Below are 24,216 nucleotides of genomic sequence, written 5' to 3'. Positions count from 1 at the left end.
CGCATGGATCTCTCCCTGCGCGCCAAGATCTTCATCCCCTTCGAGCCGCTCAGGGGCTTTCGTGCCGCGCTTGCGGAGCGGGAGCGTCGTGCGGCCACCATGCCGCGCGAGGATCTTTCGCAGGAGCGACGCGAGCGGCTGTCCGCTACGATCCGCCAGCTTGCCCCTGGCGACATGGTGCTCGTACGGCACTATGCGCGTGACCGCTACGAGTGGATGCGGGGCCTGGTGACAAAGGTCAGCGAGGCGGACGCCTGCCTCTGGGTGGCGGGGACGCACATGGCCTTTGGGGACATCGCGGAACTGGAGCGGCTGGAAGGCTCTGCCTCCTGATGCTTCTTTTGCGCAAAGGGGCCTCGGCACAGCTTGGGTGGGGATAATCGTAACCATTGCATCCGATGCACGTGGAATGGGAGAGGGCATGGCACGCACGTTTAGGGACGAGAGGGACTACCGCGACGTCCAGGAGAACGCCCGCGGGTCGTGGGGCCTCACGCTCGCAGGCCTGCTGCTCATGGGTGTCGGGATCTTCGTCTGTGCCACGGGCGACTTGGCACACATCCTCGTGCTGATGCTGGTCGTGGTGCTCCTGCTGGGTGGCGTGGCCCTGCTCTATGTGGGCTCGTCACTGCGCAGGGATGCTCGCAACGCCCTCCTGCGCCATCAGGAGATGGAGGATCCTTGGGGGTCGGGGAAGTGACTCCCCGAGTGCCCAGCTACCGGTTTCCTAGCCCTTGAGCCCGGTGGCGCCCCTCACGCTGTAGAGCGGCACGAAGGGCAGCAGGATGGGCGTCGAGCGCACGTAGGCCTGGCAGGCGGGGTCGCCACCATAGCTCCTGCCCTGCCTGAGCTCCAGGCGACGCGCGCCGCCAAACATGACATAGACGATGGCGACATATCCCACGAGCGCGCAGGCCCACTGGGAGACGTCCGCATACACTGCGGCGCCCGAGACGAACACCCCCGTCCACATGAGCACCTCGCCCAGGTAGTTGGGACAGCGCACGAAGGAGTACAGCCCACGGTCACAGAAGCGCCCCGGCCTCGTGCGCTTCTGTACGGACTTCTGCAGGTCGGCGATGCTCTCAAGTACGATGCCCCCACACATGAGCGCCAGGCCAACGAGGGAGGGGGCATCCGCGGGAGAGCCCGCCTGGAGCCTGGAGAGCACGGGCGATGCCTGGCAGGCACACATGACGGCACACGCGACCCAGATGACCATCTGGATGGGCAGTCCCAGATCCGAGCCATCATTGACCTGCGTGGCCGCCACGTGGCGGTACGCTGCCGAGCGACGTTCGCGCACGAGCAGGTAGATGGCTAGACGCGGCCCATAGGCCATCAGCAGCAGACACATGAGGACGCTGGCGGGGCCGAGGGACGCATGGAACCATGCCAGCAGGAGCATGCACCCTGCGGCAATGGAGAGGCCATATCCCAGCGAGATGAACCACACGAACCTATGAAAGCCGATGGAGCTGACCACCAGGCTCAGGATGACGAGTGTCGCGACGCCCATGAGGCCTCCCGATCGTTCCATTCCCGTTGGCAACCTCCGTAGCGTAGCCAGTTTTGGCCATCACTCAATGAGCCAAATATACCGTGAGGATGGGGGAGAACCACAAGGATGGATGACAGGGGGGACCTTCCCCCAGGGCTCATCGTGGGGCTTGCCGTCGTTGATGCCGTGCCTGTGCTGTTGTTCTGCGGCAGCCCCCTCGCGCTTGTGGGCCATGTGGGCAGCGTCGCCTTCGTGCTGGGTGCCGTGCTGGTGGCAGTGGGTGGGGTGGGCAAGGTCGCCTGGAAGTTCGCGACTGCCTGTGCCAGGGAGAACGTGCCCCTGCTTTCGTGACGGATGCACGTCACCATGCCCATCGGCTTCCTGCTCATGACGGCCGGCGTCCTCGCAGCGGGCGACAGGTCCGTCGCCGTGGCGGCAAGGCTTTCCGTGGCGTCATGGGCGCTGCTGGTGGCGCGGCTTGCCTGCATGGTCGCGATGGGGGCTCTCGCGGTGCGAGCACGTCAGCGCGACGCTGCCAGCAACTGGGCCGAGCAGCCGGTGAACATCGCTGGGCGGGCAGCGCTGCTCGGTGCCATCATCGTCGCGTAGCCCGCCCGGGTGCGGACGGGCTACCTCGTCGTGCTCCGCGCACCCGATGAGTTCGAGGAGCTCCGAGGTCACCGCCTCCGGCGCCTCCTTGGGAAGGCTGTGGCCGGCATCGGGCACGACCATCTTGCGGACACGTGCCCCACCCGCACGCACACCGCACACGATGGCATCGGTCTCTGCGGGGACGATGCAGTCGAACTCGCCGACCATCACGGTGGTGGGGCAGACGATGGCTGCGAGCGAGACGGCATCGACATGGGGCTCGTCCAGCATGAGTTGCAGCAGGTCGGCTGTCATCTGTGCCTCGCCTGCCGTGGGGGTCAGGAGTGCGGGGTCAAGGATGCCGTCTGCAGGAAGCTCCTGCGCCCACCTCGCCCAGGCGCGCCGCGTGGCGATGGTGCCCCTGATGTCCCACCCGTCCTCCTCCATGACGCCCTCGGGCGTGAGGTTGGCACCTATGGAGAGGAGCGACGCCGCTGTCCTTGGGTGGTCGCGGGCGATGAGGAGCGCCTCGATGGCGCCGTCGGAGAAGCCCACGAGATGGGCTCGCTCGATGCCGAGCGCATCCAGGCAGGCGAGGGCATCGGCAGCCATGAGCTCGTAGGTGAGCGGTGCCGTGCCGCGGGTTGACTTTCCCTGCGCGCGCGAGTCGATGGCGATGGCAACGTGTCCGGAGGCGACCACGGCATCGATCTGGGGACCAAAGATGCCGTGCTCCTCGCCATTGCCGTGGAGGAAGAGCGTGGGCGTCCGTGCGCCCGAGCAGGTGCCATAGACGAAGGCGGCGACGCCTGCGCCGTCGGGCCTGCGCACGAGGCGCGCGGCCGTCGGCGTCGTCTGCGGTCGCTGGTACGAGCCGGGGAAGTGCGGCTGTGGTGGGACGGGAGGCATGCTCGTGGCAGGTGTGGGCATGAGCCTCCCCTCAGTCCTTGAGGCGTGGCTGCATGAGCCCCTGTTGGGCAGTCCACGCCTGTGCATTAGGGTCGACACTGCATATGATGGAGCGAATGGCGCTCAGGGCATAATGCCGGGTGCTCTTGAGGCCGGTTGTGGAGTTGGTGGTTGTGGATGCCCTCACGATCGTATAGGCATCCGTCTCACTTGCGCGTATGGTTGCGACGCAGTCGTCTCTCGTTTCCATTCGATATGGCAGGGCGTTGTACTGTGGCAGCAGGAGGCAGAATGTGCCGACGCTGACGCGAGACTGGTCATCCACATCGAGCGCGATCTCATGGGCACATGGGTGGGAGCCGCCCCTCACACTGAAGGCGTCAACGAGACGTTCCATAAGCTCATGCCGATCGACATGGCAGAAGAACGTGAGCTGAGGCTGCAGAACATTGCCGTGGATGCGATGATTCGACATGCGTCCCTCCCTATATGGACTTGGCGAAGAAGTCCGTGCGGGGCGGGAGTTCCACGAGGGCATGGCCTGCGGCCGTCTCGCCTAGGGCCTCGGCCAGCCGCAGGGGCGTCCTGAAGGCGTTCTCCCAGCTGAAGAACGCCTCGTGTGGGAAGGCAAGGTGGTCGCAGATCCGCTCGCAGCCCCATGGTGCGGCGGCATGCATGAGCAGCGTCACGGTGCGCAGGGCGGCGAAGACATTGGCGAGCGCATGCTCGTAGGCGGCATCGTTGCCCTTGGCAGCCTTGGACTCGTCCGTCCAGCGCCGGTTGGCAGCGCGGCAGAAGGCCTCCGCCACGGCAAGGGCGCCATGGGCGTCAAAGCCGTACGCGCGGCGCTCGAAGTCGAGCGTGGCCTCGGCGCAGGCGTCCACGACCTCCTCGTCCGCCTCGACGGTGGGCAGGTGCCCCTCGCACACGTTCTGTGCGCCATAGAAGCAGCTGCGGGCCAGCCGGTTGAAGATGTTCGTGAGGAAGGCCGACTCCTTGAGCGCTGGGTCCGCGACGCGCGGGTCATCCCTCACCAGCACCTCCCTGCCGGTCCTCTTGTCCGTGTGGCTCACGCTCGTGTCATAGGGCTTGGGCGCGAACGAGACGGCCTTCTGGTCGAGCGCCAGGTTGAGCCAGTGGCAGCGCAGCTGCTCGGCGGTGTAGTGCCCCAGCAGCTCGGCGGCCAGGGGCGGCTGCGTGGCGCCCGAGCTGGATGCCTTCTTGCTCATGAACAGGATGTGATGGTTGGCCACGGGAATGTCCTGGCTGAGCCCCCAGTCGAGCGCCTTCCAGAGCGCGGGTTGCGCCACGCAGTAGAAGTAGATGTTGTCTTGGCCAATGAACTGGTAGACTTCGGCATCGTCGGCGCACCACCAGTCGCGCCAGTCGTTGCTGGAATAGCGGCCGTCCTCGGCCGTGGCGAGCACGACCTGCGTAAAGGAGATGGGCGCCCATAGGCTCTCGGGCCAGCACCATACCGTAAGGCCGCTCGTGCCTTCGAGCTTTGGTGCGGGCACACCCCAATCGATGTTGCCCGTGATGCGCAGGGGCAGCAGCGTCTTGCCCGTGCGGAAGCGCACGCCTGCCGCCTCCAGCGTCCCGCGCGCCTCATCGCGATCTCGCCAGTTCCCGAACTCCACGGAGAAGGATTGCTGGTTGCCCTCGGCCTCATGCAGGGTGTGGACGGGAAGCTTCCCCTCTATGGCCTCGAAGTCCGTGCGGAACTTGCTTTGGATGTAGATGACCGGCGCCACGAGCGACTCGCGCACGGTCTTGGTGACGATGGGTCTCACCTGTGGGTTCACGTCCCACTCGTCCATGAGGGCCTTGAGGGTGCACTCGAAGGCGGGCAGGTCGAAGTACCAGTTGTCCACCGGGCGCAGCTCGGGCGTGGTGCCGGTGAGCTGCGAGACGGGGGCGATGAGCTCCTCGGGGTCGAACTGGTGACCCAATTCGCACTCGTCGGCATAGGCCTTCTCGCTCCTGCAGCCGCGCACGGGGCAGCGGCCGATGACCTGGCGCCCGTTGAGGAACTGCCCGGCTGCGACGTCATAGAACTGGCGGGTGCTCATCCTGTGCAGGTAGCCCCGCTCGTACAGGCGCATGACGAGCGCTGCGGAGAGTCGCGCGTGAAAGTCGCGCGCGGGCTCCAGGCCCGAGCCGGCAAAGAGGTCCAGGCTGATGCCATAGGCGTCGAGGGCCCCCTTCTGAAGGTCGTGGTTCTCGCGCACGTAGTCGGTGATGGTGCCGGTGTAGCCCCTGCCCTCGCAGCGCTTGCGGTAACCCTCCATGATGGGGGAGCCGTAGCAGTCCGTGCCCGAGACGAAGAGCACGTTCTCGGCCCCGATGCGGTCGCGCAGGAAGCGCGCGAAGAAGTCCGCTGGTACGAAGACGCCACCGACATGGCCAAAGTGCAGGCTCTTGTTGCCGTAGGGCATGCCGCCGGTGACAACGGCGCGGCGGGGGAAGTGGGGGCGGTTCGTGATGTCTGGTGCCATGTGCGATCCTTCATGTGCATGCTGGGATGGGCCTGGGGGCGATTATCCCACAACGGGCACCATGGTCCCCGCTGGCTACAGGAGCATCACGAGCAGGCCCGAGAAGGTCGGGAGGCGGCGCGCCGTGAGCGTCTGCGTCGAACCGTCATAGTAGAGCTCCTCGGAGCCCTCGGGGGTGGAGCCACCGTAGCGCTGCCAGTCGGTATGCATGAGCACACGAAAGCTCGAGACGTCCGGCACCCTCACCTCGTAGTCGTCCTGGTCGATGCCCGAGAGGTTGAGCAGGCAGAGCACGCGCTCGTTCGCTCCGTCCGTCCGCTCGAAGGCATAGCAGCTGCGCTCCATGCTCGAGACGTCGCGCCACACGAAGCCATCATCTGCGTAGTCATGCCGCCACAGGGCGGGGTGATCAAGGTAGACATGGTTGAGGTCACGACAGAAGTGCCAGTAGGCCTCATGCGTGGGGATATCTCGCATGAACCAGTCCTGCTCGCGACGCTCGTCCCACTCGCGCAGCTGTCCCACCTCCGAGCCCATGAAGGAGAGCTTCTTGCCGGGATGTGCCAGCTGGTAGAGGTAGAGGGTGCGCGCCTGGGGGAACTTGTCGTCGAGCTCGCCCCACATCTTCTGCAGGATGGTGCCCTTGCCATGCACCACCTCGTCGTGGCTGAGCGGCAGGAGGTAGCGCTCGGTTGCGAAGTACATCATCGAGAAGCTCAGCTTATGGTAGCTCCCACCACGGAAGAGCGGATCCATCTGGAAGAGCTCCAGCGTGTCATGCATCCAACCCATGTCCCACTTGTAGTCAAAGCCCAGGCCACCAACGCTCGTGCTGGCTGTGGTGCCCCTGAAGTCCGTGGAGTCCTCGGCAACGAGGAGGCAGCCGGGATGGCGCCGTTTGAGGCCACCGTTCATGCGCTTGAGGAAGTCGAGGGCGTTGCCGTTGACCCCGCGGCTCTCATCTCCCTGCCAGTAGATGATGCGGCTGATGGCGTCCATGCGCAGGCCGTCGAAGTGGTAGTCGGCAAGCCACATGTTGGCGCTCGATTGCATGAAGCTGCAGCTCTCGCCACGGGAGTACATGAAGTTGTGGCTGCCCCACTCGGAGACGCCCACGGCATCGTTAGGGTACTCGAAGAGCGGCGTGCCGTCGTAGTCGGCCAGGCCATAGGCATCCGTGGCAAAGTGCACGGGAACGATGTCCAGGATGCAGCCGATGCCCGCCTGGTGAAGCGTGTCTATGAGGAACATGAGCTGGTCGGGAGTGCCAAAGCGGCTCGTGGGGGCAAAGTAGCCGGTGGGCTGATAGCCCCACGAGCCATCAAAGGGATGCTCGTTCAGGGGCATGAACTCCACATGGGTGTAACCCATGTCACGTACGTAGCTGGCCAGGGGTTGGGCTACCTCGTCGTAGCGATACCAGTCGGCGGGGTCATCGGAGGGCTGGTCGCCTGAGCGCTTGCGCCATGAGCCCAGGTTGAGCTCGTAGATGTTCAGGGGTCGGTCGCGGCGATCCGTGCGTGCGGCCATCCATGCCTGGTCGCTCCAGGCATATGAGGGATTGCAGATGATGGAGCGGTGGGCGGGACGCAGCTCCATCTGGCGGCCATAGGGGTCGGCGTGATCCGTGAGGCTGCCGCCGTGATGGATGCGGAACTCGTAGTGGTCGCCCTCATGGGCGCCCGCAACCTCCACCTCCCAGAAGTTGCTGTCATGGGCCTTGTGCAGATCGATCTCGCGCACGCCTCCACCGCCGTCCAGGAGCAGCTGGATGCGCGAGGCTGCGGGCGCAAAGGTCCTGAAGACGACGCCCGTGGGCGTGAGATGCGCCCCCAGGAAGTCCTGTGCCTGGAATTCCGTGCCCATATAGAAGCCGTGTAGGTCCATGAGAGCCGCCTTTGGTGTGAGGCCGAACGTTGCAGGTCATGCGAGGGGTATGGCTCCACCCCACGTTATAGCCCCTTTGGGCGTCCCCTTCCATAGGTCGCGGGCGCCTACCCCTCCTGTGGGCGCCTTTCTCCCGCGTGCGACCATCGTGTGGGTGCCTTCTGCTGCAAGTGGGTGCGGCTCCCCATCCACACGGTGTCACGAAGGGTACCTACGCAAGGCACCCTCACGCCGCCATACGAGCCGACCGCGCGAGGGGCCCGTGGCGTGATGGCTGTGAAAAGTGGCTGCGGGAGGAGACCATGAGGGATGTCAGTGGCGGGTACAATGACAGGCATGGACACTCTCTTCTCAAGCGTCGAGCGCCACAGGCGCACCGCCAATGCGCCGCTGGCCGCGCGCATGCGCCCCCAGACCCTCGATGGCTACGTGGGCCAGGCACAGGCCGTTGGCGAGGGTTCGTGGCTGCGTCGCGCCATCGAGCACGACACGCTCTCGTCCGTCATCCTCTACGGGCCGGCCGGCACGGGCAAGACCACGCTTGCGCGCATCATTGCCAACACCACGCATGCGGAGTTCGTGGAGGTCTCGGCCGTCACGGGTACGGTCAAGGACCTCCGACGCGAGGTGGACGCCGCCGAGCAGCGACTGCTCATGCAGGGTCGGCGCACGATACTCTTCGTGGACGAGATCCACCGCTTCAACCGCTCGCAGCAGGATGCCCTGCTGCATGCCGTGGAGGATCGCACCGTGGTGCTCGTCGGGGCGACCACCGAGAACCCCTACTTCGAGGTCAACTCGGCCCTCATCAGCCGCTCGCGCGTGGTGGAGCTGGTCCCCCTCGACGACGGGTCGCTCCGCACGCTGGTGCGCCGGGCCCTCGCCGACGAGCTTGGCCTCAAGGGCGCCTTCACCATCACGGACGAGGCCCTGGACGAGGTCATCATCCTGGCCGGGGGAGACGCGCGCGCCGCCCTCACGTCCCTGGAGCTTGCCAGCCAGATGGCCGCTCCGGGCGGCAACGTCGATGCTGCCAGTCCTGAGTCACCCGTCGCCATCGGGCTCGAGCATGTGCACGAGGCCAACCCCCGTCGTGGCCTCTCGTACGACAGGGCCGGCGACATGCACTACGACGTCATCTCCGCCTTCATCAAGTCCATGCGGGGCAGCGATCCGGACGCCGTGCTCTACTGGCTGGCCCGCATGATCGATGCGGGGGAGGACCCCAAGTTCATCGCCCGGCGCATCCTCATCCAGGCATCCGAGGACGTGGGCAATGCCGACCCGCAGGCGCTGCTTGTGGCGGAGGCCGCCTTTCGGGCGGCTGAGGTCATCGGCTACCCGGAGTGCCGCATCAACCTGGCGCAGGCCGCTCTCTACGTGGCCCTCGCGCCCAAGTCCAATGCCGCCGAGGCGGGCATCGACGCGGCCCTCCAGGAGGTGCGCGAGGGACCTCGCCGCGAGGTTCCCAACCACCTGCGCGACCGTCATCGTCCCGGCTCCGAAGCCTATGGCACCTATCTCTATCCGCACGACTATCCCGAGGGGTGGGTGCCCCAGCAGTACCTGCCGGACGGTCTGGAGAGGGGTGCGTTCTACCATGCGAGCCCACGTGGCTGGGAATCATGGCGCATCGATGCGACGGCGCGTGACCGAGCCGATGAGCCTGCCGGCGAGCGTGGTGGCGCCATCCCGTCGGACGGCCGGTCCGATGAGGTGACTGCCTTGGATACTCCCCCGCCGGCATCCTAGAGACTCCCGCTTGGGTAGAATGGGCACAGAGGCGCTTGCGCCAGCAAGTCAGACAGCCGCATGACGCGGCGGAAATGGGGACATCATGCAGCTCGATCCTCTGCAGATAGTACTTGTCGTTCTCGTGCTTGCGGCCGTCTGGGCGGTGGTGGAGCTTGCGCTTACCCTGCGGCATGCGCGCGCCTCCGTGGATGAGGTCACCCGTACGGCCAACGAGACCATCGAGCAGGTCCAACCCGTGATCGCCAAGCTCGACGGTGTCATGGATGACCTCCAGCCCGCCATCAAGCAGGTCGACCCCCTGGTCGAGCGTGTTGGCGACGCCGTGGACAGTGCCAACGAGAGCCTGGGGAGGGTGAATGGCATCCTAGGTGACGTCTCGAGCGTCTCGAGCACGGCCGCGGATGTCACGGACATGGTGAACGGCGTGGCGACCAGTGCCGCCGCCGGTGTGACCAACGTCATCAACCGCATCTCTGGCAAGGATGGCGGCGCGGGCAGGCATGCCGCCCGGCTGAGGGGCGAGGGCGCGTCTGTGGAGGATGTGGACGCGCAGGGCGGTGGCGGCCAGCCTGCCCATACCGTGCGATACGTTACCTACGGACAGGACACGGGCGGCCAGGCCCCTCATGCCGCCGCATCGAGCGACACGGACGCGTCCGCGGACCCAACCAAGAGCCAAGCATAAGGAGCTGTACCAATGCAAGAGAAGACCGTTCGCCTCTCGGTCCCTGCAGAGGCGGGATATGCGCGCGCCGTCCGTATGATGGCGTCCAACCTGGCCGTCGTCTGCTGCATGAGTGTGGATGACGTGGAGGATGTGCGCATGGCCGCGGAGGAGGGCTTCGTCTACAGCTGCGCCACGGCCCCCGCGGTCTGTGACATCACGTTCACGCTGTCAGAGGGCTCCGTTGCCATGGACTTTGCCCTGGGTGATGCCGAGCCGGAGGTCATCGAGGCCGCCGGTGTGGACCTCACCCTCGCGGAGCTCCTGCTGCAGGCCGTGTGCGACGACTTTGCCGTCACAGGCGGGGGCGTGCTTCACCTTGAGAAGACGGTAGGCGCCGCCCATGCCTAACGAGTGGGAACAGACAACGGTGGATGCGTCCACCGCTGGCGAGGAGTCCGCGCGCGCGGAGCGCGCGCGGCGGCGCAGCCTCACACGCCGGGTGCCCAAGGGCAAGCTCGCCTGGGACAAGGGGCGCACGCACGAGCTCTTCCGCCGCTACAAGGAGGAGGGAGACGAGGACGCACGCCAGCAGCTCATCGTGAGCCACCTCAACCTCGTCCGCTTCCTTGCCTCCAAGTTCAAGAACAGGGGGGAGTCGCTCGACGACCTCATCCAGGTGGGCACCATCGGCCTCATCAAGGCCATCGACCGCTTCGACATCTCGCGTGGCCTGGAGTTCACCACCTTTGCCACGCCCACCATCATGGGTGAGATCCGTCGCCACTTCCGCGACAAGGGCTGGTCGGTGCGCGTGCCGCGTCGGCTGCAGGAGCTCTCGGCCAAGGTCAACCAGATGACGGACGAGCTGACGAAGCGCCTGCAGCGCAGCCCCACCGTGGAGGAGATCGCCCAGGAGCTCGACACCTCGGTGGACGAGGTGCTGGAGGCCATGGAATCCTCGAGCGCCTACAGCTCCGTGCCGCTCGAGGCGGGTGGCGCCGCCGATGACGAGGCGCCCTCGATACTCGACCGCTACGTCTCCGAGGACAGGGACCTTGCCGCCTCCGACGACCGCATGGCCATCGAGGAGGCCGTGCGGGACTTCTCCCCACGCGAGCAGGACATCATCCGCATGCGCTTCATCGAGGGACTCACCCAGGTGGAGATCGCCGATAAGTTGGGCATCTCGCAGGTGCAGGTATCGCGCCTGCTGAGGCGCACGCTCAAGAAGCTGCAGGAGAGGATTGACCCAGAGATCGTGGGCGGCGTCACGTCCTAGCAGCGCCGCCGCTTCGTCGTGCCCTCATGCGGCACGGGAGAGGGGAGACGTGAACGACACAGAGGGAGACGAGCGCTTGGGGCGGGCGCGCCTGGTGGGCATGCGCACATGGGCGGCCCTGGGCTGCTGCGGCCTCATCGGCGTCGCCCTGCTGGTGCTGGGGCGCATCGTCCCCGCCCTCGAGCTGCTGCTGGTGGGCGTGGTCATTGGGTTTGTCTGCAGTCCCATCACCAACGCGCTGGAGCGACGGGGCGTCGGCCGTGCGCTGGGCGCCTTCATAGCGCTGCTGGTGTTCCTGGTCGTGCTTGTGGCCGCAGCCGTGCTCATCTTCCCGCCCTTCGTGAGCCAGCTCATCGAGGTGCTCCAGCATGTGCCCGCCTACGTGGGGCAGTTCCGCAGCGCCTTCAACGACTTCTGGCGGCAGCACGGCACGTCCGAGACGGCCAACCTCCAGCAGGGCCTCAGCCAGTACCTCAACACCTTTGCGGGCGCGGGCACCACCGCCGCCTCGAGCCTGGCGGAGGGCATCACCAATGGCATCGTGAACAACGTCATCGTCACGGCGAACAACATCTTCACGTTCTTTCTGGGTCTCGTGGTGGCCTACTGGCTGGCCAAGGACTATCCCACCATCGCCCGTGAGCTCTCTGTCATTGCGGGGCCAAGGCACGAGGGCGAGCTCTCCGTGATGCTGGCCGTCATGAGCCGTGCGATGGGCGGCTACATGCGCGGCATCGTCATCACGTCCGCCATTGCGGGCGTGCTGTCCTTCCTGGGCTTTGCCGCCATCGGACATCCCTACGCGAGCCTCATGGGCATCACCATGGGGGTGCTCCACTTCATCCCGGTCATCGGTCCCTGGGTCGCCGCGGCCCTCACCGCCCTGCTGGCGCTCTTCGTGTCGCCGCTGCTGTCCCTCGCCTCCATCCTGGTGTCGGTCGTCGTGCTCAACGTGACGGACAATCTCATCTCGCCGCTCGTCATGCGCTCGGCCGTCAAGATCCATCCGGTGCTCTCGTTGCTCGGCATCGTGATCGGCAGCGCGGTCGGCGGCGTCCTGGGCATGATGCTTGCCATACCGCTCACAGCCGCCGTGAGGTCGCTGTTCGTGTACTACTTCGAGCGGCACACGAACCGCCAGCTCGTGAGCTACGACGGCGCGCTCTTCCAGTCCACGCCCTTCCGGGATGACCACGGCGCCATCCAGCCCTCCTTCGATGCGCTCGACGACGACAAGTTCTTCGAGTCGACGCTTTTGGTCAATCCCGACAAGCCACCGGTGGCCGTGGCTGCGGAGCGGCCGCACGGCACGCATCGCTCGCTGGGCGAGCACCTCGCGGACCTGGTGGCTGCCGCACGGCGCCACGGTGGTCCCAAGGGCGGCGACACCCATGGTGATTCAGAGCAGGCGCCGCCTCCCCCTGCGCCGTGAGCTTCCTTTTTCCTCGCGGGAGTCTATCCTTATGGCGTTTGAACGCACGGGACGGCACGCGAGGAGAACCATGACCAGCGCTGACTACAAGACCATGACCACAGCTGAGGTCCGCGAGGACTTCCTCGCGTTCTTCGAGGGCAAGGGCTGCAGGCTCTATCCCTCCTCCTCGCTCGTCCCCGAGGATCCGTCGCTCCTGCTCGCCAACGCCGGCATGAACCAGTTCAAGGAATACTACCAGGGCCTCAGGACCATGCGGGAGATCGGGGCCACCTCCTGCCAGAAGTGCCTGCGCACCAACGACATCGAGAACATCGGTGACGCCAGCCACCTCTCCTTCTTTGAGATGTTGGGCAACTTCTCGTTCGGCGGCTACACCAAGGCCGATGCCATCGCCTGGGCCTGGGAGTTCATCTCGAGCCCCGAACATCTGGGCCTGCCCAAGGACCGCCTGTACATGACCGTCTTCGAGGATGATGACGAGGCCGTGGAGCTCTGGCATGCCCAGGGCGTGGCGTACGACCACATATCCCGTCTGGGTGCCGACGACAACTTCTGGGCCGCGGGCCCCTGCGGCCCCTGCGGCCCCTGCTCCGAGATCTACTTCGACCTGGGGCCAGAGTTTGCGGGGGAGCGACCTGGCGACGATGGTCCGCGCTTCCTGGAGTTCTGGAACCTCGTGTTCACGCAGTACGATCGCCAGGAGGACGGCTCCCTGCAGGAGCTGCCCCACCGCAACATCGACACGGGCATGGGGCTGGAGCGCATCGCCGCCATCATGCAGCATCAGGCCTCCAACTACGAGGGTGACATCCTGCGCTCGCTCATCGCCGTGGGAGAGGGGCTCGCGGACGTGCGCTACCACGACTCCGCCGCCACGGACAGGAGCCTGCGCATCCTGGCCGACCACTCCCGTGCCGTCACCTTCATGATCGGCGACGGCATCCTGCCCTCCAACGAGGGCCGCGGCTACGTGCTGCGCCGTCTGCTGCGCCGCGCGGTGTACCATGGCCGCCTCATGGGCATCAGGGGCGGCTTCCTCACCACCTACTCCGCCGAGGTCATGCGCCTCATGGCCGACGTGTACCCGGCGCTCACCGAGAACAGGGCGCTCATCGAAGGCATCATCACCGCCGAGGAGGAGCGCTTCGGCGCCACGCTCGATGCGGGCGAGGCCAGCCTTACCGAGGAACTCAGCCGCCTGGGCACGGGTGAGGCCCTCTCCGGTGACATGGCCTTCAAGCTGCATGACACCTATGGCTTCCCCATCGACCTCACCTGCGAGATCGCCCAGGGCGCGGGCCACGGCGTGGACATGGCCGCCTTTGATGCCCGGATGGAGGCCCAGAAGGAGCGCGCCCGCGCGAGCGCCAACCGTGACGCCTGGGGAAAGGCCGCCAGCGTGTGGGTGGCCCTCTCCGATCGTGTGCCCGAGACGCAGTTCGAGGGGTACGACTCCGACGAGCTCGCGGGTGCGCATGTACTGGCCATCGTGGACGCCAACGGCCAGGAGGTCTCGGTCGCCCATGTGGGCGATAGGGTGGACGTGGTGCTCGACCGCACGAGCTTCTACGGCGAGATGGGTGGCCAGGTGGGTGACACCGGCAAGCTCGTGGGCGATGCCGTGACCCTCGCCGTGAGCGACACCAGGCACCACGAGGGCGGGCTGGTGGCCCATGTGGCCGAGGTCACGGCTGGCGAGCTCATGGTGGGTGACATGGTGCGCTGCGTGGTGGACCACGGCCGCCGCGAGCTCATCCGCCGCAACCATACCGCCACGCACCTGCTGGACGCAGCCCTCAAGCAGGTCCTGGGGGAGCACGTGAGCCAGGCGGGCTCCCTGGTCGCCCCCGACCACCTGCGCTTCGACTTCACGCACTTCGAGGCCATGACGCCCGAGGAGATCGAGCGCGTCGAGGGGCTCGTGAACGCGGAGGTCTTCGCCGCCGAGCCAATCGTGACCCAGGTCATGGGCATCGATGAGGCCAAGGCATCCGGTGCCGTGGCCCTCTTTGGCGAGAAGTATGGCGACATGGTGCGCGTCGTCTCCACGGGAGACGCGGATGCGCCCTTCTCGCGCGAGCTCTGTGGCGGCACCCATGCGCATAACACCGCCGAGCTCGGGTTCTTCAAGATCGTCTCGGAGGGATCCGTGGGCTCCAACGCCCGCCGCATCGATGCCGTCACCTCGGCGGGCGCCCTGCAGTACGTGGACGAGCGCCTGGGCCTGCTTGCTGGGGTGGCCCAGAGCCTCAAGTGTCGCCCTGCCGATGTCGCCGCCCGCGTGGCTGCGCTCGAGCAGGAGCTGCGCGACACCAGGCGACAGCTCGAGGACGTCACGACGGGCGCTTCCACGGGCCAGCTTGCCGACGCCCTTGCCCATGCCTCCCAGCTCGAGGGCTATCGCTGCGTCTTTGCCAAGCTCAAGGGTCCCTCGGGCAAGGAGCTCAGGAGCGTGTGGGACGCCATCCGCGACGGCGCGGGCGAAGGGCCGGTGGCCTGCGTGGTGGCCTCCTCCACGCCCGATGGCAAGGTCGCGCTGCTCGCGGCCGCAACCGATGCGGCCGTCTCGGCGGGCTTCCATGCCGGTGACGTCATCAGGTACATCGCCGACAAGGTCGATGGTCGCGGCGGTGGCAGGCCCACCATGGCGCAGGCCGGCGGTGCAGACGCCTCCGGCATCGACGCCGCCCTCGCCGCCGCCCGCGAGCTTCTGGGCGCCTGAGGTCCCATGAGGGCGTTGGCGCTCGACATAGGGGATGCGCGCATCGGGATTGCCGCCACGGACGCGGGCGGCACGGTCGCCTCGCCCGTGAAGGTGCTGCCTGCCGCCGAGGTGCTCTCCCATGCCGCGAGCTTCCGGCGCATCCTTGAGGACGTCGAGCCCGACGTCCTCGTGTGCGGCCGGCCTCGGACGCTCTCGGGTGAGGATGGCCCCCAGGCTCGGAAGGCCATGGAGCAGGGACGCGCCATCGCCGAGCGGGCGGGGCTGCCCGTGGAGTTTGTGGACGAACGCCTGAGCTCTGCCGAAGCCAAGCGCATCCTGCGTGCGGAAGGCCTGAGCGAACGGAAGATGCGCGGGCGCGTTGACATGGTGGCCGCCTCGCTCTTTCTTCAGACCTGGCTCGACGCACGAACCGACGATCAGCAAAGGTAGGGTTATGGCAACCAAGCACATGAGGTCCAGCGCACATACCCGGACAAGGCGTCCTTTGGGTACGGCACCGTCTCCCCGCGTGGCACGCGCACGCACGCATCGCGCCCGGCGCGAGCGCCGCACGAGGTCGCCTCTGCCCAAGCTCATCCTCGTCCTGGTGGCGCTCGCCCTCGTGGGCGTTGGCGGCTGCCAGGCGTGGCAGCGGCTCTTCCCGCCCGAGGAGGTCGGCGACGTCACGCCGGGCCAGGTGGTCACGGTGACCATCCCCGATGGCTCAGGCACGCAGGATATCGCCAATATCCTCTTTGAGGGTGGCATCATTGCCAAGCGGAGCGACTTCACGGGCGAGGTCAAGCGTCAGGATGCCGGTGCCAGCATGAAGAGCGGCACGTACGACATCGTGACGGGCGCCAACGTCGCCGATATCGTGCGCCTGCTGGTCTCCGGCCCCAACTCCAACGCCAAGAAGCTCACCGTGCCCGAGGGGCTCACCGTGTCGCAAACGGCCACGGCGGTGCAGACGGCCCTAGGCATCTCGACCGATGACTTCCTGGCCCAGGCAAAGGCGTCCAACTATGTGGATGACTACCCCTTCCTGTCCTCTGCGCAGAACGACTCGCTCGAGGGCTTCCTCTATCCCAAGACCTATGACCTCAGCGCCACGGACGGCTCGGCCGACGCGGTCATCCGCGCCATGCTTGACCAGTATCAGAGCGAGGTGATGTCCCTTGACCTCGCCAGTGCCGAGACGGGCATCGAGAGTGCCTACGGCATCACGATGAGCGACTATGACATCATCAACATGGCCTCCATCATCGAGAAGGAGGCGCACAGCGACGATGATCGACCCAAGATGGCCTCGGTGATGTGCAACCGCATGAAGGCTGGCATGCGCCTGCAGAGCGATGTGACCATCATGTATGTGACGGGCCGAGAGCCGACGAAGGACGACCTCGCCTCGCAGAGCCCCTACAACACCTACGTCAGCCAGGGGTTGCCGCCCACACCCATCTGTAGTCCCAGCATGGCGAGCATCAAGGCCGCCATGGCACCTGCCAGCACGAATTACCTCTATTGGTATTGGAATGGCTCCGAGACCGTGTTCTCCGAGACGTTCGAGCAGCACCAGCAGGCCCAGGGCAGCTAGGAGCGTGTCATGAGCATCCTGCATCCCAGCCGCTGCGTGGCCTCCATCGACCTCCTCGGCGTGGACGACCTCGTGCGCGATGGCGTACGGTGCGTGCTCTTTGACCGTGACAACACCTGCGTGCCACGCGATACAAGGCAGGCGCCGCCCGCGGTGGCCGCCTGGTTCCGTCGGGTGCACGAGGCGGGGATCTCCACGTGCATGGTGTCCAACAACATTCATACGCGGGCGGTCGAGGACTCGGCACGGGAGCTTGCGAGCCTGGTGGTGCACCATGCGCTCAAGCCCCTTCCCTGTGCCGTGCGAGCTGCCCTCAGACGCATGGGCGTCTCGGCGGCGGAGGCCGTCATGGTGGGCGACCAGGTGTTCACTGACGTCCTCGCGGGCAATCTCGCGGGCGTGCGCACCATCCTCGTGCGGCCACAGTCCGCGTGCGACCTCCCACACATGCGACTGGTGCGCCTCCTCGAGCACCGCGTCATTGGGGAGCGTCCCTTCGAGGGCGAATAGCGTCCCTCTCCGAGTCGTATGCAATTCTGCGCAGGGCTCTTCCGAGTCGTTCGCAATTGCGAACGACTCGCCACCGACAAAACCGCAGATAAAAATGTTATCTCATCATTGTATGGCAGTCAGTTCGCCCGATAAATTGCATACGACTCGGTGGGGAAGCGGAGAGAATTGCGAACGACTCGGGGCCATCCATTCCCGTTTGCTAGAATCAAGGCCGATAAGCATCAAGAGACGCACGGGGTCATCAACCACATGAGCGAACAGGACACGGGCTACGTGGTCCATAAGGGCTGCGACCATATCTTCTTTGTGGGCTTCCTGGGGGCGGGCAAGTCGACGCTTGCGCGCAACCTCGGTGGCCTCTTCAACCGTGACTTTGTGGACACGGACAAGCTCGTGGAGCGCGCGCGTCACATGAGCGTCTGCCAGATCTTCGAGTGCGACGGTGAGCGGCGCTTTCGCGACTATGAGGTCGAGGCGCTCGGTAAGCTTCGGAGCCGCAAGTCGCTGCTGGTGAGCTGCGGCGGAGGCATCGTGGAGGACGGCCGCTCCTGTGCCATCATGCACGAGATGGGCAAGGTCGTCTTTCTTGATGGGGATCTCGTGGACTCCCTGCGCCAGATCCGTCATCCTGAGCTACGGCCTGACTTTGGCTGCGTCGAGGATGCGCGCAAGCTGTACCAGGCACGTCGTCCCCTCTATCAGGGCGCCGCCGACATTACGATAGATATCAGGGGAAAGTCGTTCGAGCAGGTCTGCTCCCTTGCGGGGTGCGTGCTCTGGGAGGAGGGCCTGCTATGAGCAGGGCCATGCAGACGGTCAGGCAGTGGGTGCCTGCGTTGGGAGGAGCCTGCGAGGCGCGCATCGGCCACGGCACCATCGCGGAGTGCGAGGCCGTGTTCAAGGGTGCCGTGGGCACGCCCCAACGGGCCGAGCTTATGGTTGGCAGCGGGACAAACGAGATGACCGAGGAGCTCGTGCGCCGCGAGTTGACGTCCGCGGGCTTCGTGGTCGAGCGGACGGAGGTGCCCTCAGGTTCCACGGCGCGTCAGCTCCAGGAAGCGTCTCGCCTTGTGGGGAGGCTCGACGCCCACCATGTGACCGCAGACGACCTCGTCGTGGCCATCGGCGACGCCGATGTGCTCTCGGTTGCCTCCAACGTCTGCGTCGCCTGGTGTGGCGGCGTGCAGATGGCTGCCATCCCCCTGGACCTCACGGCGCTCGTGGAGGTGGCACCCGCGCCGCGGGGCATCGACCTCGCCGCGCATGCCCAGGTGCTCTCGCCACGTCCCGCTTGCCGCTACCTGGTGGCCGACCTCGACCTTATGGACGTGTCGCCTACGGGTGAGACGACGCTTTGCGCGCGCGCCCTCATGGCGCAGGCGGCCATGGTGGACTCCGAGCAGTCCTTCTCACGCCTCTGGGACAGGAGCCTCGAGGTGGCGCAGGGTCCCGACGCCGCGGAGGCGGACTCCGACGTGGATGCCGAGATCGATGCTGCTGTCGACGTTGCCTCCGACACGCTTGCGGAGCAGGCGGCCGACACGCTCAAGACGCGTGGGAGGATCGCGTCGTCCTCCGCCCTGGCCGTGCGCCAGGGCCTGCGTTACGGACGGGAGTTGGCGTATGCGCTGGGCGCCCTCACGGAGCTGCCCCTATCCACGCGCCTTGCCGAGGGGCTGCGCTTCTCGGCCCGCGTCTCGGCGGGCCTGGGCGTCCTGGGTGTGGATGACGTCCTTGCGCAGGACGAGCTGCTCGAGCGGCTTGGCCTGCCTCTGGCGGTCGCGCAGGTGGATGCCGCCGCCCTGCTCGAGCGCCTCAAGGCGGACGCGTTCCTGCACAGCAACCGCTTCCAGCTGGCCCTCCCACAGAGGATCGGCCGCGTGCGCCTGTCCAACGTGGATGACGCGCTGCTTGAGGAGCACCTTGACGCCTGGTGTGCCGCGCGAGGTCGGTAGGGACCAGGACGCCCGTCACGGTACCATGGTCGCATGACCGGAAGGAGTGGTCGCATGACAGTCGCATCCCTGTGCGCACAGAGGGTGGCGCGCTTTCGCGCACTCATGGAGGAGCGCGGGTACGATGCCGTCATCCTGCGCAACAACCCCGATCTGCGCTGGCTGACCGGTGTGGAGCGGGTGTTCGACTCCGAGCAGGCGCACACTGCCTTCCTCACGCAGGATGGCCTCTGGCTTCACACGGACTCCCGCTACTACAACAGCTTCGTCGAACGCATGGGTACGGACGGCGTCTGGCAGCTCGACGGGGATGCCGTCGATGCCGTGGCCTGGGCTGCCGGGCGCGTCCTCAAGGCGCGCGCCCGCGTGGCGGCCGTCGAGGACACCTGCCCCCTCTCGTTCTTTGACGGTCTGCAGGCGGAGCTTGCCGCCCGCTCCATGAGCTGTCTGCTGCCGCGCCTGCACGGGGATCTTGTACGCCTGCGCATCGTCAAGGACCGGGAGGAGCTTGGCCTGCTCGCCAGGGCGCAGGAGGTTACCGATGACGCCTTCGACCATATCCGTGGCTACATCAAGGCGGGCCTCACCGAGCGGCAGATTCGTGCCGAACTCGAGCACTACATGCTCATGCATGGTGCGGATGCCCTCTCGTTTGACACCATCGTCGCCGCGGGCCCCAATGGTGCCAACCCCCATGCCAAGCCCAGCGACTACGTGGTGCGCGAGGGCGACCTGATCGTGATGGACTACGGCGCCGCCTACCACGACTATCATGCCGACATGACGCGAACGGTCTGCGTGGGGGAGCCCTCCGAGGAGCAACGCCACGTGTACGATGTGGTGCGCGAGGCCAACGAGGCCTGCGAGGCCGCCGCCAAGCCGGGCTGCATCGGTCGGGATATCCATGATCTGGCCGCGAAGGTCATCTCGGACGCGGGCTATGGACCGTACTTCGGCCATGGCCTTGGCCATGGTGTGGGCATCGAGATCCATGAGAGCCCGCACCTCAGCCGCCTCTATGGCGATGAGGTGCCGGTGGGGTCCGTGATTACCATCGAACCAGGCATCTATCTGCCTGGCAGGTTTGGCATCCGCCTTGAGGACTGTGGCCACATGGCCGAGGACGGCTACCATCCCTTCGGCCGCTCCGCCCACGACCTGCTCAGAGTGGGGTAGCATCCGCACCCTTCCAATGAGGCACAGAGGGACGGTCGACCATCCCTTTGACGGATTTCCATCATGTTGTGACTGATGCAAACATTCCCTTGTCGTATACTGCAGGATGTGTGTAGCATTCATGGAGCGATTGCGTACAAATCGTGATTCATCATGCAATGCATCCGTATCTGTTGGCAGATGAAGCAAGTAAGGAGGAAGTTGGATGGTCGGTATTGTCCTAGCGAGCCACGGTGCGTTTGCCGAGGGAATCAAAGAGTCTGGTCAGATGATCTTTGGCCCCCAGGAGAACGTGGCCACGGCAGTCCTCACCCCCGACATGGGGCCTGATGACATGTACCAGAAGCTGCACGACGCCGTCGCCACCTTCGACGATCAGGAGCATGTGCTGTTCTTGGTCGATCTGTGGGGCGGCACCCCGTTCAACCAGGTGTCTCGCATCGTCGATGGGGGAGACCACGAGGACTGGGTGGCTGTCACGGGTCTGAGCCTGCCCATGCTCGTCTCGGCCTATGGAGCGCGCATGGGCGCCGAGACGGCCGCAGACGTCGCCAAGGAGATCTATGCCGAGGCGCGTGATGGCGTCAAGGTCAAGCCCGAGAGCCTGCAGCCTGTCGAGGCCGCCCCTGCCGCCGCAGCCGCGGTGGTGGCCACGACACCGACGGGCTCCATCCCAGAGGGCACGGTCCTTGGCGACGGCCACCTCAAGATCGTGCTTGCCCGTGTGGACACGCGCCTGCTGCACGGCCAGGTGGCAACCACCTGGACCAAGATGACCGGTCCCGATCGCATCATCGTGTGCTCCGATGCCGTCGCCCACGACGAGCTGCGCAAGTCCATGATCGAGCAGGCGGCACCTCCCGGGGTCAAGGCCCATGTGGTGCCCATCTCCAAGATCATCCAGATTGCCAAGGATCCGCGCTTCGGTGCCACCAAGGTGATGCTCCTCTTCGAGACGCCACAGGATCTGCTGCGCGCCCTCGAGGGCGGTGTGGACATCAAGAAGGTCAACCTTGGCTCCATGGCCCACTCCGCAGGCAAGGTCGTGGTCACCAATGCCATCGCCATGGGTGAGGACGACGTGAAGACCCTCGAGGCCCTCAAGGACAAGGGCGTGACGTTCGACGTGCGCAAGGTGCCCGCCGATGCGCCAGAGTCCTTCGACGGCATGCTGAAGAAGGCAAAGTCCGAGCTCGCCGCTCAGAACGCATAGAGAAAGGGAGGGAACATGAACCCAATCACCATCGTGCTTGTCATTCTCGTGGCTTTCTTGGCAGGCATGGAGGGCATCCTGGACGAGTGGCAATTCCACCAGCCCCTGGTCGCCTGTACGCTCATCGGCCTCGTCTGTGGCCATCCCGTCGAGGGCATCATTCTGGGTGGCTCACTGCAGATGATCGCCTTGGGCTGGGCCAACATCGGTGCCGCCGTCGCACCTGACGCAGCCCTCGCCTCCGTGGCCTCGTCCATCATCATGATGCTCGCGCTCAGTGGAGGAAGCGCCAGCTCGCAGGACGCTATCGCCACGTCCATCGCCGTTGCCGTGCCCCTTTCCGTGGCCGGCCTCTTCCTCACGATGATCGTGCGCACCATTGCGACGGCACTGGTCCATGCCATGGATGCCGCGGCCGATCATGCCAATTTTGCCGCTATCGAGGGGTGGCAGGTCTTTGCCATCTGCCTTCAGGGCATCCGCATCGCCGTGCCGGCAGCCGCCCTGTGCTTCATCCCTGCCGAGGCAGTCACCAGCACGCTCAACATGATGCCCCCCTGGCTCTCCGGGGGCATGGCCGTTGGCGGTGGCATGGTTGCCGCAGTCGGCTACTCCATGGTCGTCAACATGATGGCCACCAAGGAGACCTGGCCCTTCTTTGCCCTTGGCTTCGTCATTGCGGCCATCAAGGAGCTCACGCTCATCGCCCTCGGTATCATCGGCGTCGTGTTCGCCCTCATCTACCTCACCCTCAAGGGCCTGGCCAAGCAGGGTGGTGGTGGCGGCACCGGTTCCGGTGATCCGCTGGGGGACATCATCAACGACTACGAGTAGGAAGGGGAGTGTGAGCACACATGGCAGACATCAAGCTTACCAAGACTGACCGGCGCAAGGTCGCATGGCGTCACCAGTTCCTGCAGGGCTCGTGGAACTACGAGCGCATGCAGAACGGTGGCTGGTGCTATGCAATGATCCCGGCCATCAAGAAGCTCTATTCCGACAAGGATCAGCGAGCGGCGGCCCTCAAGCGTCACCTCGAGTTCTACAACACGCATCCGTACGTCTCCGCACCAATCATCGGTGTCACCCTCGCCCTCGAGGAGGAGCGTGCCAATGGCGCACCCGTCGATGACACCGCCATTCAGGGCGTCAAGGTTGGCATGATGGGTCCGCTCGCCGGCGTGGGCGATCCCGTCTTCTGGTTCACGATCCGCCCGATCCTAGGCGCCCTTGGCGCCTCGCTCGCGCTGAGCGGCTCCATCGTGGGCCCCATCCTGTTCTTTGTGGCGTGGAACGTCATTCGCCTCGCCTTCCTGTGGTACACCCAGGAGTTCGGCTATAACGTGGGCACCTCCATTGCCAAGGACCTCTCGGGCGGCATGCTCGGTCAGATCACCGAGGGAGCCTCCATACTGGGCATGTTCATCATTGGTGCCCTGGTGGAGCGCTGGGTCTCCATATCCTTCACCCCGGTCGTCTCCACGATCCCACAGCAGGAGGGTGCCTATATCGACTGGGCCAACCTGCCTTCCGGTGCCGAGGGCATCAAGCAGGCGCTCACGCAGTACTCCACGCTGGGACCCACTGGCCTCGACGCCAACAAGGTCACTACGCTCCAGCAGAATCTCGACCAGCTCATTCCCGGCCTGGCGGCGGTTGGTCTCACGCTGCTCTGCTGCAAGCTCCTCAGGAAGAACGTCTCGCCCATCGTCATCATCCTGGCGCTCTTCGTCATCGGTGTGATCGGACGCTTCTTCCAGTTCATGTAAGGCAGCGACCGCACTCGTGCGACAGGGCCGCATCCGATGGGTGCGGCCCTGTCGTGTGGCCATACTCCTATACTCTTTCACGTGGTGTTGGCACATCCAAGGAGGGAACCATGCCCTTGCGCCCGCATACAGCCGCAAAGATGGACTATACGCCGCTCAACAGGCAGATCGAGCTTCGGAGCAAGGCCACGTCCTTTCTGGGCATCGGCTCCTATGGCGAGCTTACGGTGGGCTCAGGTGGCATAGAGTACGTCTCTGACGCCAACAAGCGAGACTACATCCAGATTCCCTGGGCAGAGGTCGATCGCGTGTCCGCGCCCGTCATGTTCAAGGGCAGGTACCTTCCCCGCTTTACCGTCATGACGCGTGCGAGCGGCGAGTTCGCCTTCTCCACGCGCGACAACAAGCGCACGCTGCGGGCGATTCGGGAGCATATCGGGGCCGAGCGCCTCGTGAGGGCACCGAGCATGTCGAGCAGCATTGCGGGTGGCATCAAGGGCCTTGTCTCACGCCTTGTGGGCAGGCACGGCGACATGCCACAGAGGTAAGCCTCACCCGTCCATGCACCTGGGCCTTCGTATCATCGAGGGCGGACGAGGCGAAGACCATCACAGCCCCAGAGGCGCTGTTACACCAACTTTCACGACGCGATCCGTGCGAACTCCAATCCGGACCTTCCAAGGTCCAACTTTTTGTCCGCATCCCCTTGAGTAACAAAAAACAGCAAACCATTCGATTTACTGTTTCTCAAATTATTTATATACATT

The 24,216-nt window shown here is 65.5% G+C and carries 24 protein-coding genes; 19 read left to right on the top strand and 5 right to left on the bottom strand.

Translation table 11 applies throughout. The features are described 5' to 3' along the window. Positions 1–3: 3 nt before the first annotated feature. Positions 4–333, top strand: a complete 330-nt coding sequence (locus tag HMPREF1316_RS01265) for a hypothetical protein (RefSeq protein WP_198009537.1) — start codon at positions 4–6, stop codon at positions 331–333. Positions 334–421: 88 nt separating this feature from the next. Further along, positions 422–700 (top strand): hypothetical protein, encoded by a 279-nt coding sequence (locus HMPREF1316_RS01260; protein ID WP_156900961.1) that lies wholly within the window; start codon positions 422–424, stop codon positions 698–700. A 27-nt stretch (positions 701–727) separates the two neighbouring features. On the opposite strand, the gene HMPREF1316_RS01255 is transcribed toward HMPREF1316_RS01260, so the two are convergent. Next, complete coding sequence (locus tag HMPREF1316_RS01255) at positions 728–1,519, bottom strand: DUF1295 domain-containing protein (RefSeq protein WP_040650768.1); 792 nt, start codon at positions 1,517–1,519, stop codon at positions 728–730. A gap of 108 nt (positions 1,520–1,627) precedes the next feature. Here HMPREF1316_RS01255 and HMPREF1316_RS01250 point away from each other — a divergent pair, with 108 nt between their 5' ends. Beyond that, the gene (locus HMPREF1316_RS01250) at positions 1,628–1,852 is read left to right on the top strand and encodes a hypothetical protein (RefSeq protein ID WP_021725092.1); all 225 of its coding nucleotides are present in this window, start codon (positions 1,628–1,630) and stop codon (positions 1,850–1,852) included. A gap of 102 nt (positions 1,853–1,954) precedes the next feature. On the opposite strand, the gene HMPREF1316_RS01245 is transcribed toward HMPREF1316_RS01250, so the two are convergent. The 4 genes from HMPREF1316_RS01245 to glgB all read right to left on the bottom strand — a co-directional run bounded on the left by HMPREF1316_RS01245 (position 1,955) and on the right by glgB (position 7,386). Beyond that, positions 1,955–3,022 carry an alpha/beta fold hydrolase gene (locus HMPREF1316_RS01245; RefSeq protein WP_021725105.1) on the bottom strand — a complete coding sequence of 356 codons (1,068 nt, stop codon included), beginning with the start codon at positions 3,020–3,022 and terminating at the stop codon, positions 1,955–1,957. Positions 3,023–3,032: 10 nt separating this feature from the next. Next, entirely contained in the window at positions 3,033–3,476 is a 444-nt protein-coding gene (locus tag HMPREF1316_RS01240; RefSeq protein ID WP_021725061.1) for a hypothetical protein, read from the bottom strand. A 10-nt stretch (positions 3,477–3,486) separates the two neighbouring features. After that, positions 3,487–5,499, bottom strand: coding sequence for a class I tRNA ligase family protein (locus tag HMPREF1316_RS01235; RefSeq protein ID WP_021725106.1), 2,013 nt, complete (start codon positions 5,497–5,499; stop codon positions 3,487–3,489). Positions 5,500–5,574: 75 nt separating this feature from the next. Continuing rightward, on the bottom strand, positions 5,575–7,386 hold the full coding sequence (glgB, locus tag HMPREF1316_RS01230; protein WP_021725111.1) for a 1,4-alpha-glucan branching protein GlgB: 1,812 nt from the start codon (positions 7,384–7,386) through the stop codon (positions 5,575–5,577). Between the two features lie 336 nt (positions 7,387–7,722). Here glgB and HMPREF1316_RS01225 point away from each other — a divergent pair, with 336 nt between their 5' ends. The 16 genes from HMPREF1316_RS01225 to HMPREF1316_RS01150 all read left to right on the top strand — a co-directional run bounded on the left by HMPREF1316_RS01225 (position 7,723) and on the right by HMPREF1316_RS01150 (position 23,997). Further along, positions 7,723–9,138 carry a replication-associated recombination protein A gene (locus HMPREF1316_RS01225; protein ID WP_084620796.1) on the top strand — a complete coding sequence of 472 codons (1,416 nt, stop codon included), beginning with the start codon at positions 7,723–7,725 and terminating at the stop codon, positions 9,136–9,138. A gap of 85 nt (positions 9,139–9,223) precedes the next feature. Beyond that, entirely contained in the window at positions 9,224–9,826 is a 603-nt protein-coding gene (locus HMPREF1316_RS12955; RefSeq protein WP_021725100.1) for a DUF948 domain-containing protein, read from the top strand. 12 nt (positions 9,827–9,838) lie between these two features. Further along, positions 9,839–10,216 (top strand): hypothetical protein, encoded by a 378-nt coding sequence (locus HMPREF1316_RS01215; RefSeq protein ID WP_021725093.1) that lies wholly within the window; start codon positions 9,839–9,841, stop codon positions 10,214–10,216. Further along, complete coding sequence (locus HMPREF1316_RS01210) at positions 10,209–11,087, top strand: SigB/SigF/SigG family RNA polymerase sigma factor (protein WP_084620790.1); 879 nt, start codon at positions 10,209–10,211, stop codon at positions 11,085–11,087. Before HMPREF1316_RS01215 ends, HMPREF1316_RS01210 begins: the two co-directional genes overlap by 8 nt. 49 nt (positions 11,088–11,136) lie before the next feature. After that, complete coding sequence (locus tag HMPREF1316_RS01205; protein ID WP_021725107.1) at positions 11,137–12,519, top strand: AI-2E family transporter; 1,383 nt, start codon at positions 11,137–11,139, stop codon at positions 12,517–12,519. Positions 12,520–12,589: 70 nt separating this feature from the next. After that, positions 12,590–15,244, top strand: coding sequence for an alanine--tRNA ligase (gene alaS / locus HMPREF1316_RS01200; RefSeq protein WP_021725076.1), 2,655 nt, complete (start codon positions 12,590–12,592; stop codon positions 15,242–15,244). Between the two features lie 6 nt (positions 15,245–15,250). Further along, positions 15,251–15,676: a Holliday junction resolvase RuvX gene (ruvX, locus tag HMPREF1316_RS01195; RefSeq protein ID WP_021725089.1), complete on the top strand. Its 426-nt coding sequence runs from the start codon at positions 15,251–15,253 to the stop codon at positions 15,674–15,676. Between the two features lie 79 nt (positions 15,677–15,755). Beyond that, complete coding sequence (gene mltG / locus HMPREF1316_RS01190; protein WP_232204386.1) at positions 15,756–16,823, top strand: endolytic transglycosylase MltG; 1,068 nt, start codon at positions 15,756–15,758, stop codon at positions 16,821–16,823. Between the two features lie 9 nt (positions 16,824–16,832). Next, positions 16,833–17,333, top strand: coding sequence for a YqeG family HAD IIIA-type phosphatase (locus HMPREF1316_RS01185; protein WP_021725074.1), 501 nt, complete (start codon positions 16,833–16,835; stop codon positions 17,331–17,333). Positions 17,334–17,585: 252 nt separating this feature from the next. After that, complete coding sequence (locus HMPREF1316_RS01180; protein WP_021725078.1) at positions 17,586–18,134, top strand: shikimate kinase; 549 nt, start codon at positions 17,586–17,588, stop codon at positions 18,132–18,134. Continuing rightward, complete coding sequence (locus HMPREF1316_RS01175) at positions 18,131–19,291, top strand: 3-dehydroquinate synthase family phospholyase (RefSeq protein WP_021725112.1); 1,161 nt, start codon at positions 18,131–18,133, stop codon at positions 19,289–19,291. Before HMPREF1316_RS01180 ends, HMPREF1316_RS01175 begins: the two co-directional genes overlap by 4 nt. 54 nt (positions 19,292–19,345) lie before the next feature. After that, entirely contained in the window at positions 19,346–20,467 is a 1,122-nt protein-coding gene (locus HMPREF1316_RS01170) for a M24 family metallopeptidase (protein WP_021725063.1), read from the top strand. 205 nt (positions 20,468–20,672) lie between these two features. Then, on the top strand, positions 20,673–21,680 hold the full coding sequence (locus tag HMPREF1316_RS01165; RefSeq protein WP_021725077.1) for a PTS sugar transporter subunit IIB: 1,008 nt from the start codon (positions 20,673–20,675) through the stop codon (positions 21,678–21,680). A 15-nt stretch (positions 21,681–21,695) separates the two neighbouring features. After that, positions 21,696–22,514: a mannose/fructose/sorbose family PTS transporter subunit IIC gene (locus HMPREF1316_RS01160; RefSeq protein WP_021725073.1), complete on the top strand. Its 819-nt coding sequence runs from the start codon at positions 21,696–21,698 to the stop codon at positions 22,512–22,514. Positions 22,515–22,534: 20 nt separating this feature from the next. After that, positions 22,535–23,449: a PTS system mannose/fructose/sorbose family transporter subunit IID gene (locus HMPREF1316_RS01155; RefSeq protein ID WP_021725071.1), complete on the top strand. Its 915-nt coding sequence runs from the start codon at positions 22,535–22,537 to the stop codon at positions 23,447–23,449. A gap of 140 nt (positions 23,450–23,589) precedes the next feature. Next, complete coding sequence (locus HMPREF1316_RS01150) at positions 23,590–23,997, top strand: DUF956 family protein (protein ID WP_040650766.1); 408 nt, start codon at positions 23,590–23,592, stop codon at positions 23,995–23,997. Positions 23,998–24,216 lie beyond the last annotated feature (219 nt).

Source organism: Olsenella profusa F0195, from assembly GCF_000468755.1.
Lineage (GTDB): Bacteria > Actinomycetota > Coriobacteriia > Coriobacteriales > Atopobiaceae > Olsenella_F > Olsenella_F profusa.
The sequence above is the reverse complement of the archived record's forward strand: the minus strand, read 5'-3'. Positions and strand labels throughout refer to the sequence as shown.

What these genes read in the sequence shown, in the direction of transcription:
- HMPREF1316_RS01265 (WP_198009537.1), top strand. Translation starts at nt 4, where the DNA reads ATGGATCTCTCCCTGCGCGCCAAGATCTTCATCCCCTTCGAGCCGCTC.
- HMPREF1316_RS01260 (WP_156900961.1), top strand. Translation starts at nt 422, where the DNA reads ATGGCACGCACGTTTAGGGACGAGAGGGACTACCGCGACGTCCAGGAG.
- HMPREF1316_RS01255 (WP_040650768.1), bottom strand. Translation starts at nt 1,519, where the DNA reads ATGGGCGTCGCGACACTCGTCATCCTGAGCCTGGTGGTCAGCTCCATC.
- HMPREF1316_RS01250 (WP_021725092.1), top strand. Translation starts at nt 1,628, where the DNA reads ATGGATGACAGGGGGGACCTTCCCCCAGGGCTCATCGTGGGGCTTGCC.
- HMPREF1316_RS01245 (WP_021725105.1), bottom strand. Translation starts at nt 3,022, where the DNA reads ATGCCCACACCTGCCACGAGCATGCCTCCCGTCCCACCACAGCCGCAC.
- HMPREF1316_RS01240 (WP_021725061.1), bottom strand. Translation starts at nt 3,476, where the DNA reads ATGTCGAATCATCGCATCCACGGCAATGTTCTGCAGCCTCAGCTCACG.
- HMPREF1316_RS01235 (WP_021725106.1), bottom strand. Translation starts at nt 5,499, where the DNA reads ATGGCACCAGACATCACGAACCGCCCCCACTTCCCCCGCCGCGCCGTT.
- glgB (WP_021725111.1), bottom strand. Translation starts at nt 7,386, where the DNA reads ATGGACCTACACGGCTTCTATATGGGCACGGAATTCCAGGCACAGGAC.
- HMPREF1316_RS01225 (WP_084620796.1), top strand. Translation starts at nt 7,723, where the DNA reads ATGGACACTCTCTTCTCAAGCGTCGAGCGCCACAGGCGCACCGCCAAT.
- HMPREF1316_RS12955 (WP_021725100.1), top strand. Translation starts at nt 9,224, where the DNA reads ATGCAGCTCGATCCTCTGCAGATAGTACTTGTCGTTCTCGTGCTTGCG.
- HMPREF1316_RS01215 (WP_021725093.1), top strand. Translation starts at nt 9,839, where the DNA reads ATGCAAGAGAAGACCGTTCGCCTCTCGGTCCCTGCAGAGGCGGGATAT.
- HMPREF1316_RS01210 (WP_084620790.1), top strand. Translation starts at nt 10,209, where the DNA reads ATGCCTAACGAGTGGGAACAGACAACGGTGGATGCGTCCACCGCTGGC.
- alaS (WP_021725076.1), top strand. Translation starts at nt 12,590, where the DNA reads ATGACCAGCGCTGACTACAAGACCATGACCACAGCTGAGGTCCGCGAG.
- ruvX (WP_021725089.1), top strand. Translation starts at nt 15,251, where the DNA reads ATGAGGGCGTTGGCGCTCGACATAGGGGATGCGCGCATCGGGATTGCC.
- HMPREF1316_RS01185 (WP_021725074.1), top strand. Translation starts at nt 16,833, where the DNA reads ATGAGCATCCTGCATCCCAGCCGCTGCGTGGCCTCCATCGACCTCCTC.
- HMPREF1316_RS01180 (WP_021725078.1), top strand. Translation starts at nt 17,586, where the DNA reads ATGAGCGAACAGGACACGGGCTACGTGGTCCATAAGGGCTGCGACCAT.
- HMPREF1316_RS01175 (WP_021725112.1), top strand. Translation starts at nt 18,131, where the DNA reads ATGAGCAGGGCCATGCAGACGGTCAGGCAGTGGGTGCCTGCGTTGGGA.
- HMPREF1316_RS01170 (WP_021725063.1), top strand. Translation starts at nt 19,346, where the DNA reads ATGACAGTCGCATCCCTGTGCGCACAGAGGGTGGCGCGCTTTCGCGCA.
- HMPREF1316_RS01165 (WP_021725077.1), top strand. Translation starts at nt 20,673, where the DNA reads ATGGTCGGTATTGTCCTAGCGAGCCACGGTGCGTTTGCCGAGGGAATC.
- HMPREF1316_RS01160 (WP_021725073.1), top strand. Translation starts at nt 21,696, where the DNA reads ATGAACCCAATCACCATCGTGCTTGTCATTCTCGTGGCTTTCTTGGCA.
- HMPREF1316_RS01155 (WP_021725071.1), top strand. Translation starts at nt 22,535, where the DNA reads ATGGCAGACATCAAGCTTACCAAGACTGACCGGCGCAAGGTCGCATGG.
- HMPREF1316_RS01150 (WP_040650766.1), top strand. Translation starts at nt 23,590, where the DNA reads ATGGACTATACGCCGCTCAACAGGCAGATCGAGCTTCGGAGCAAGGCC.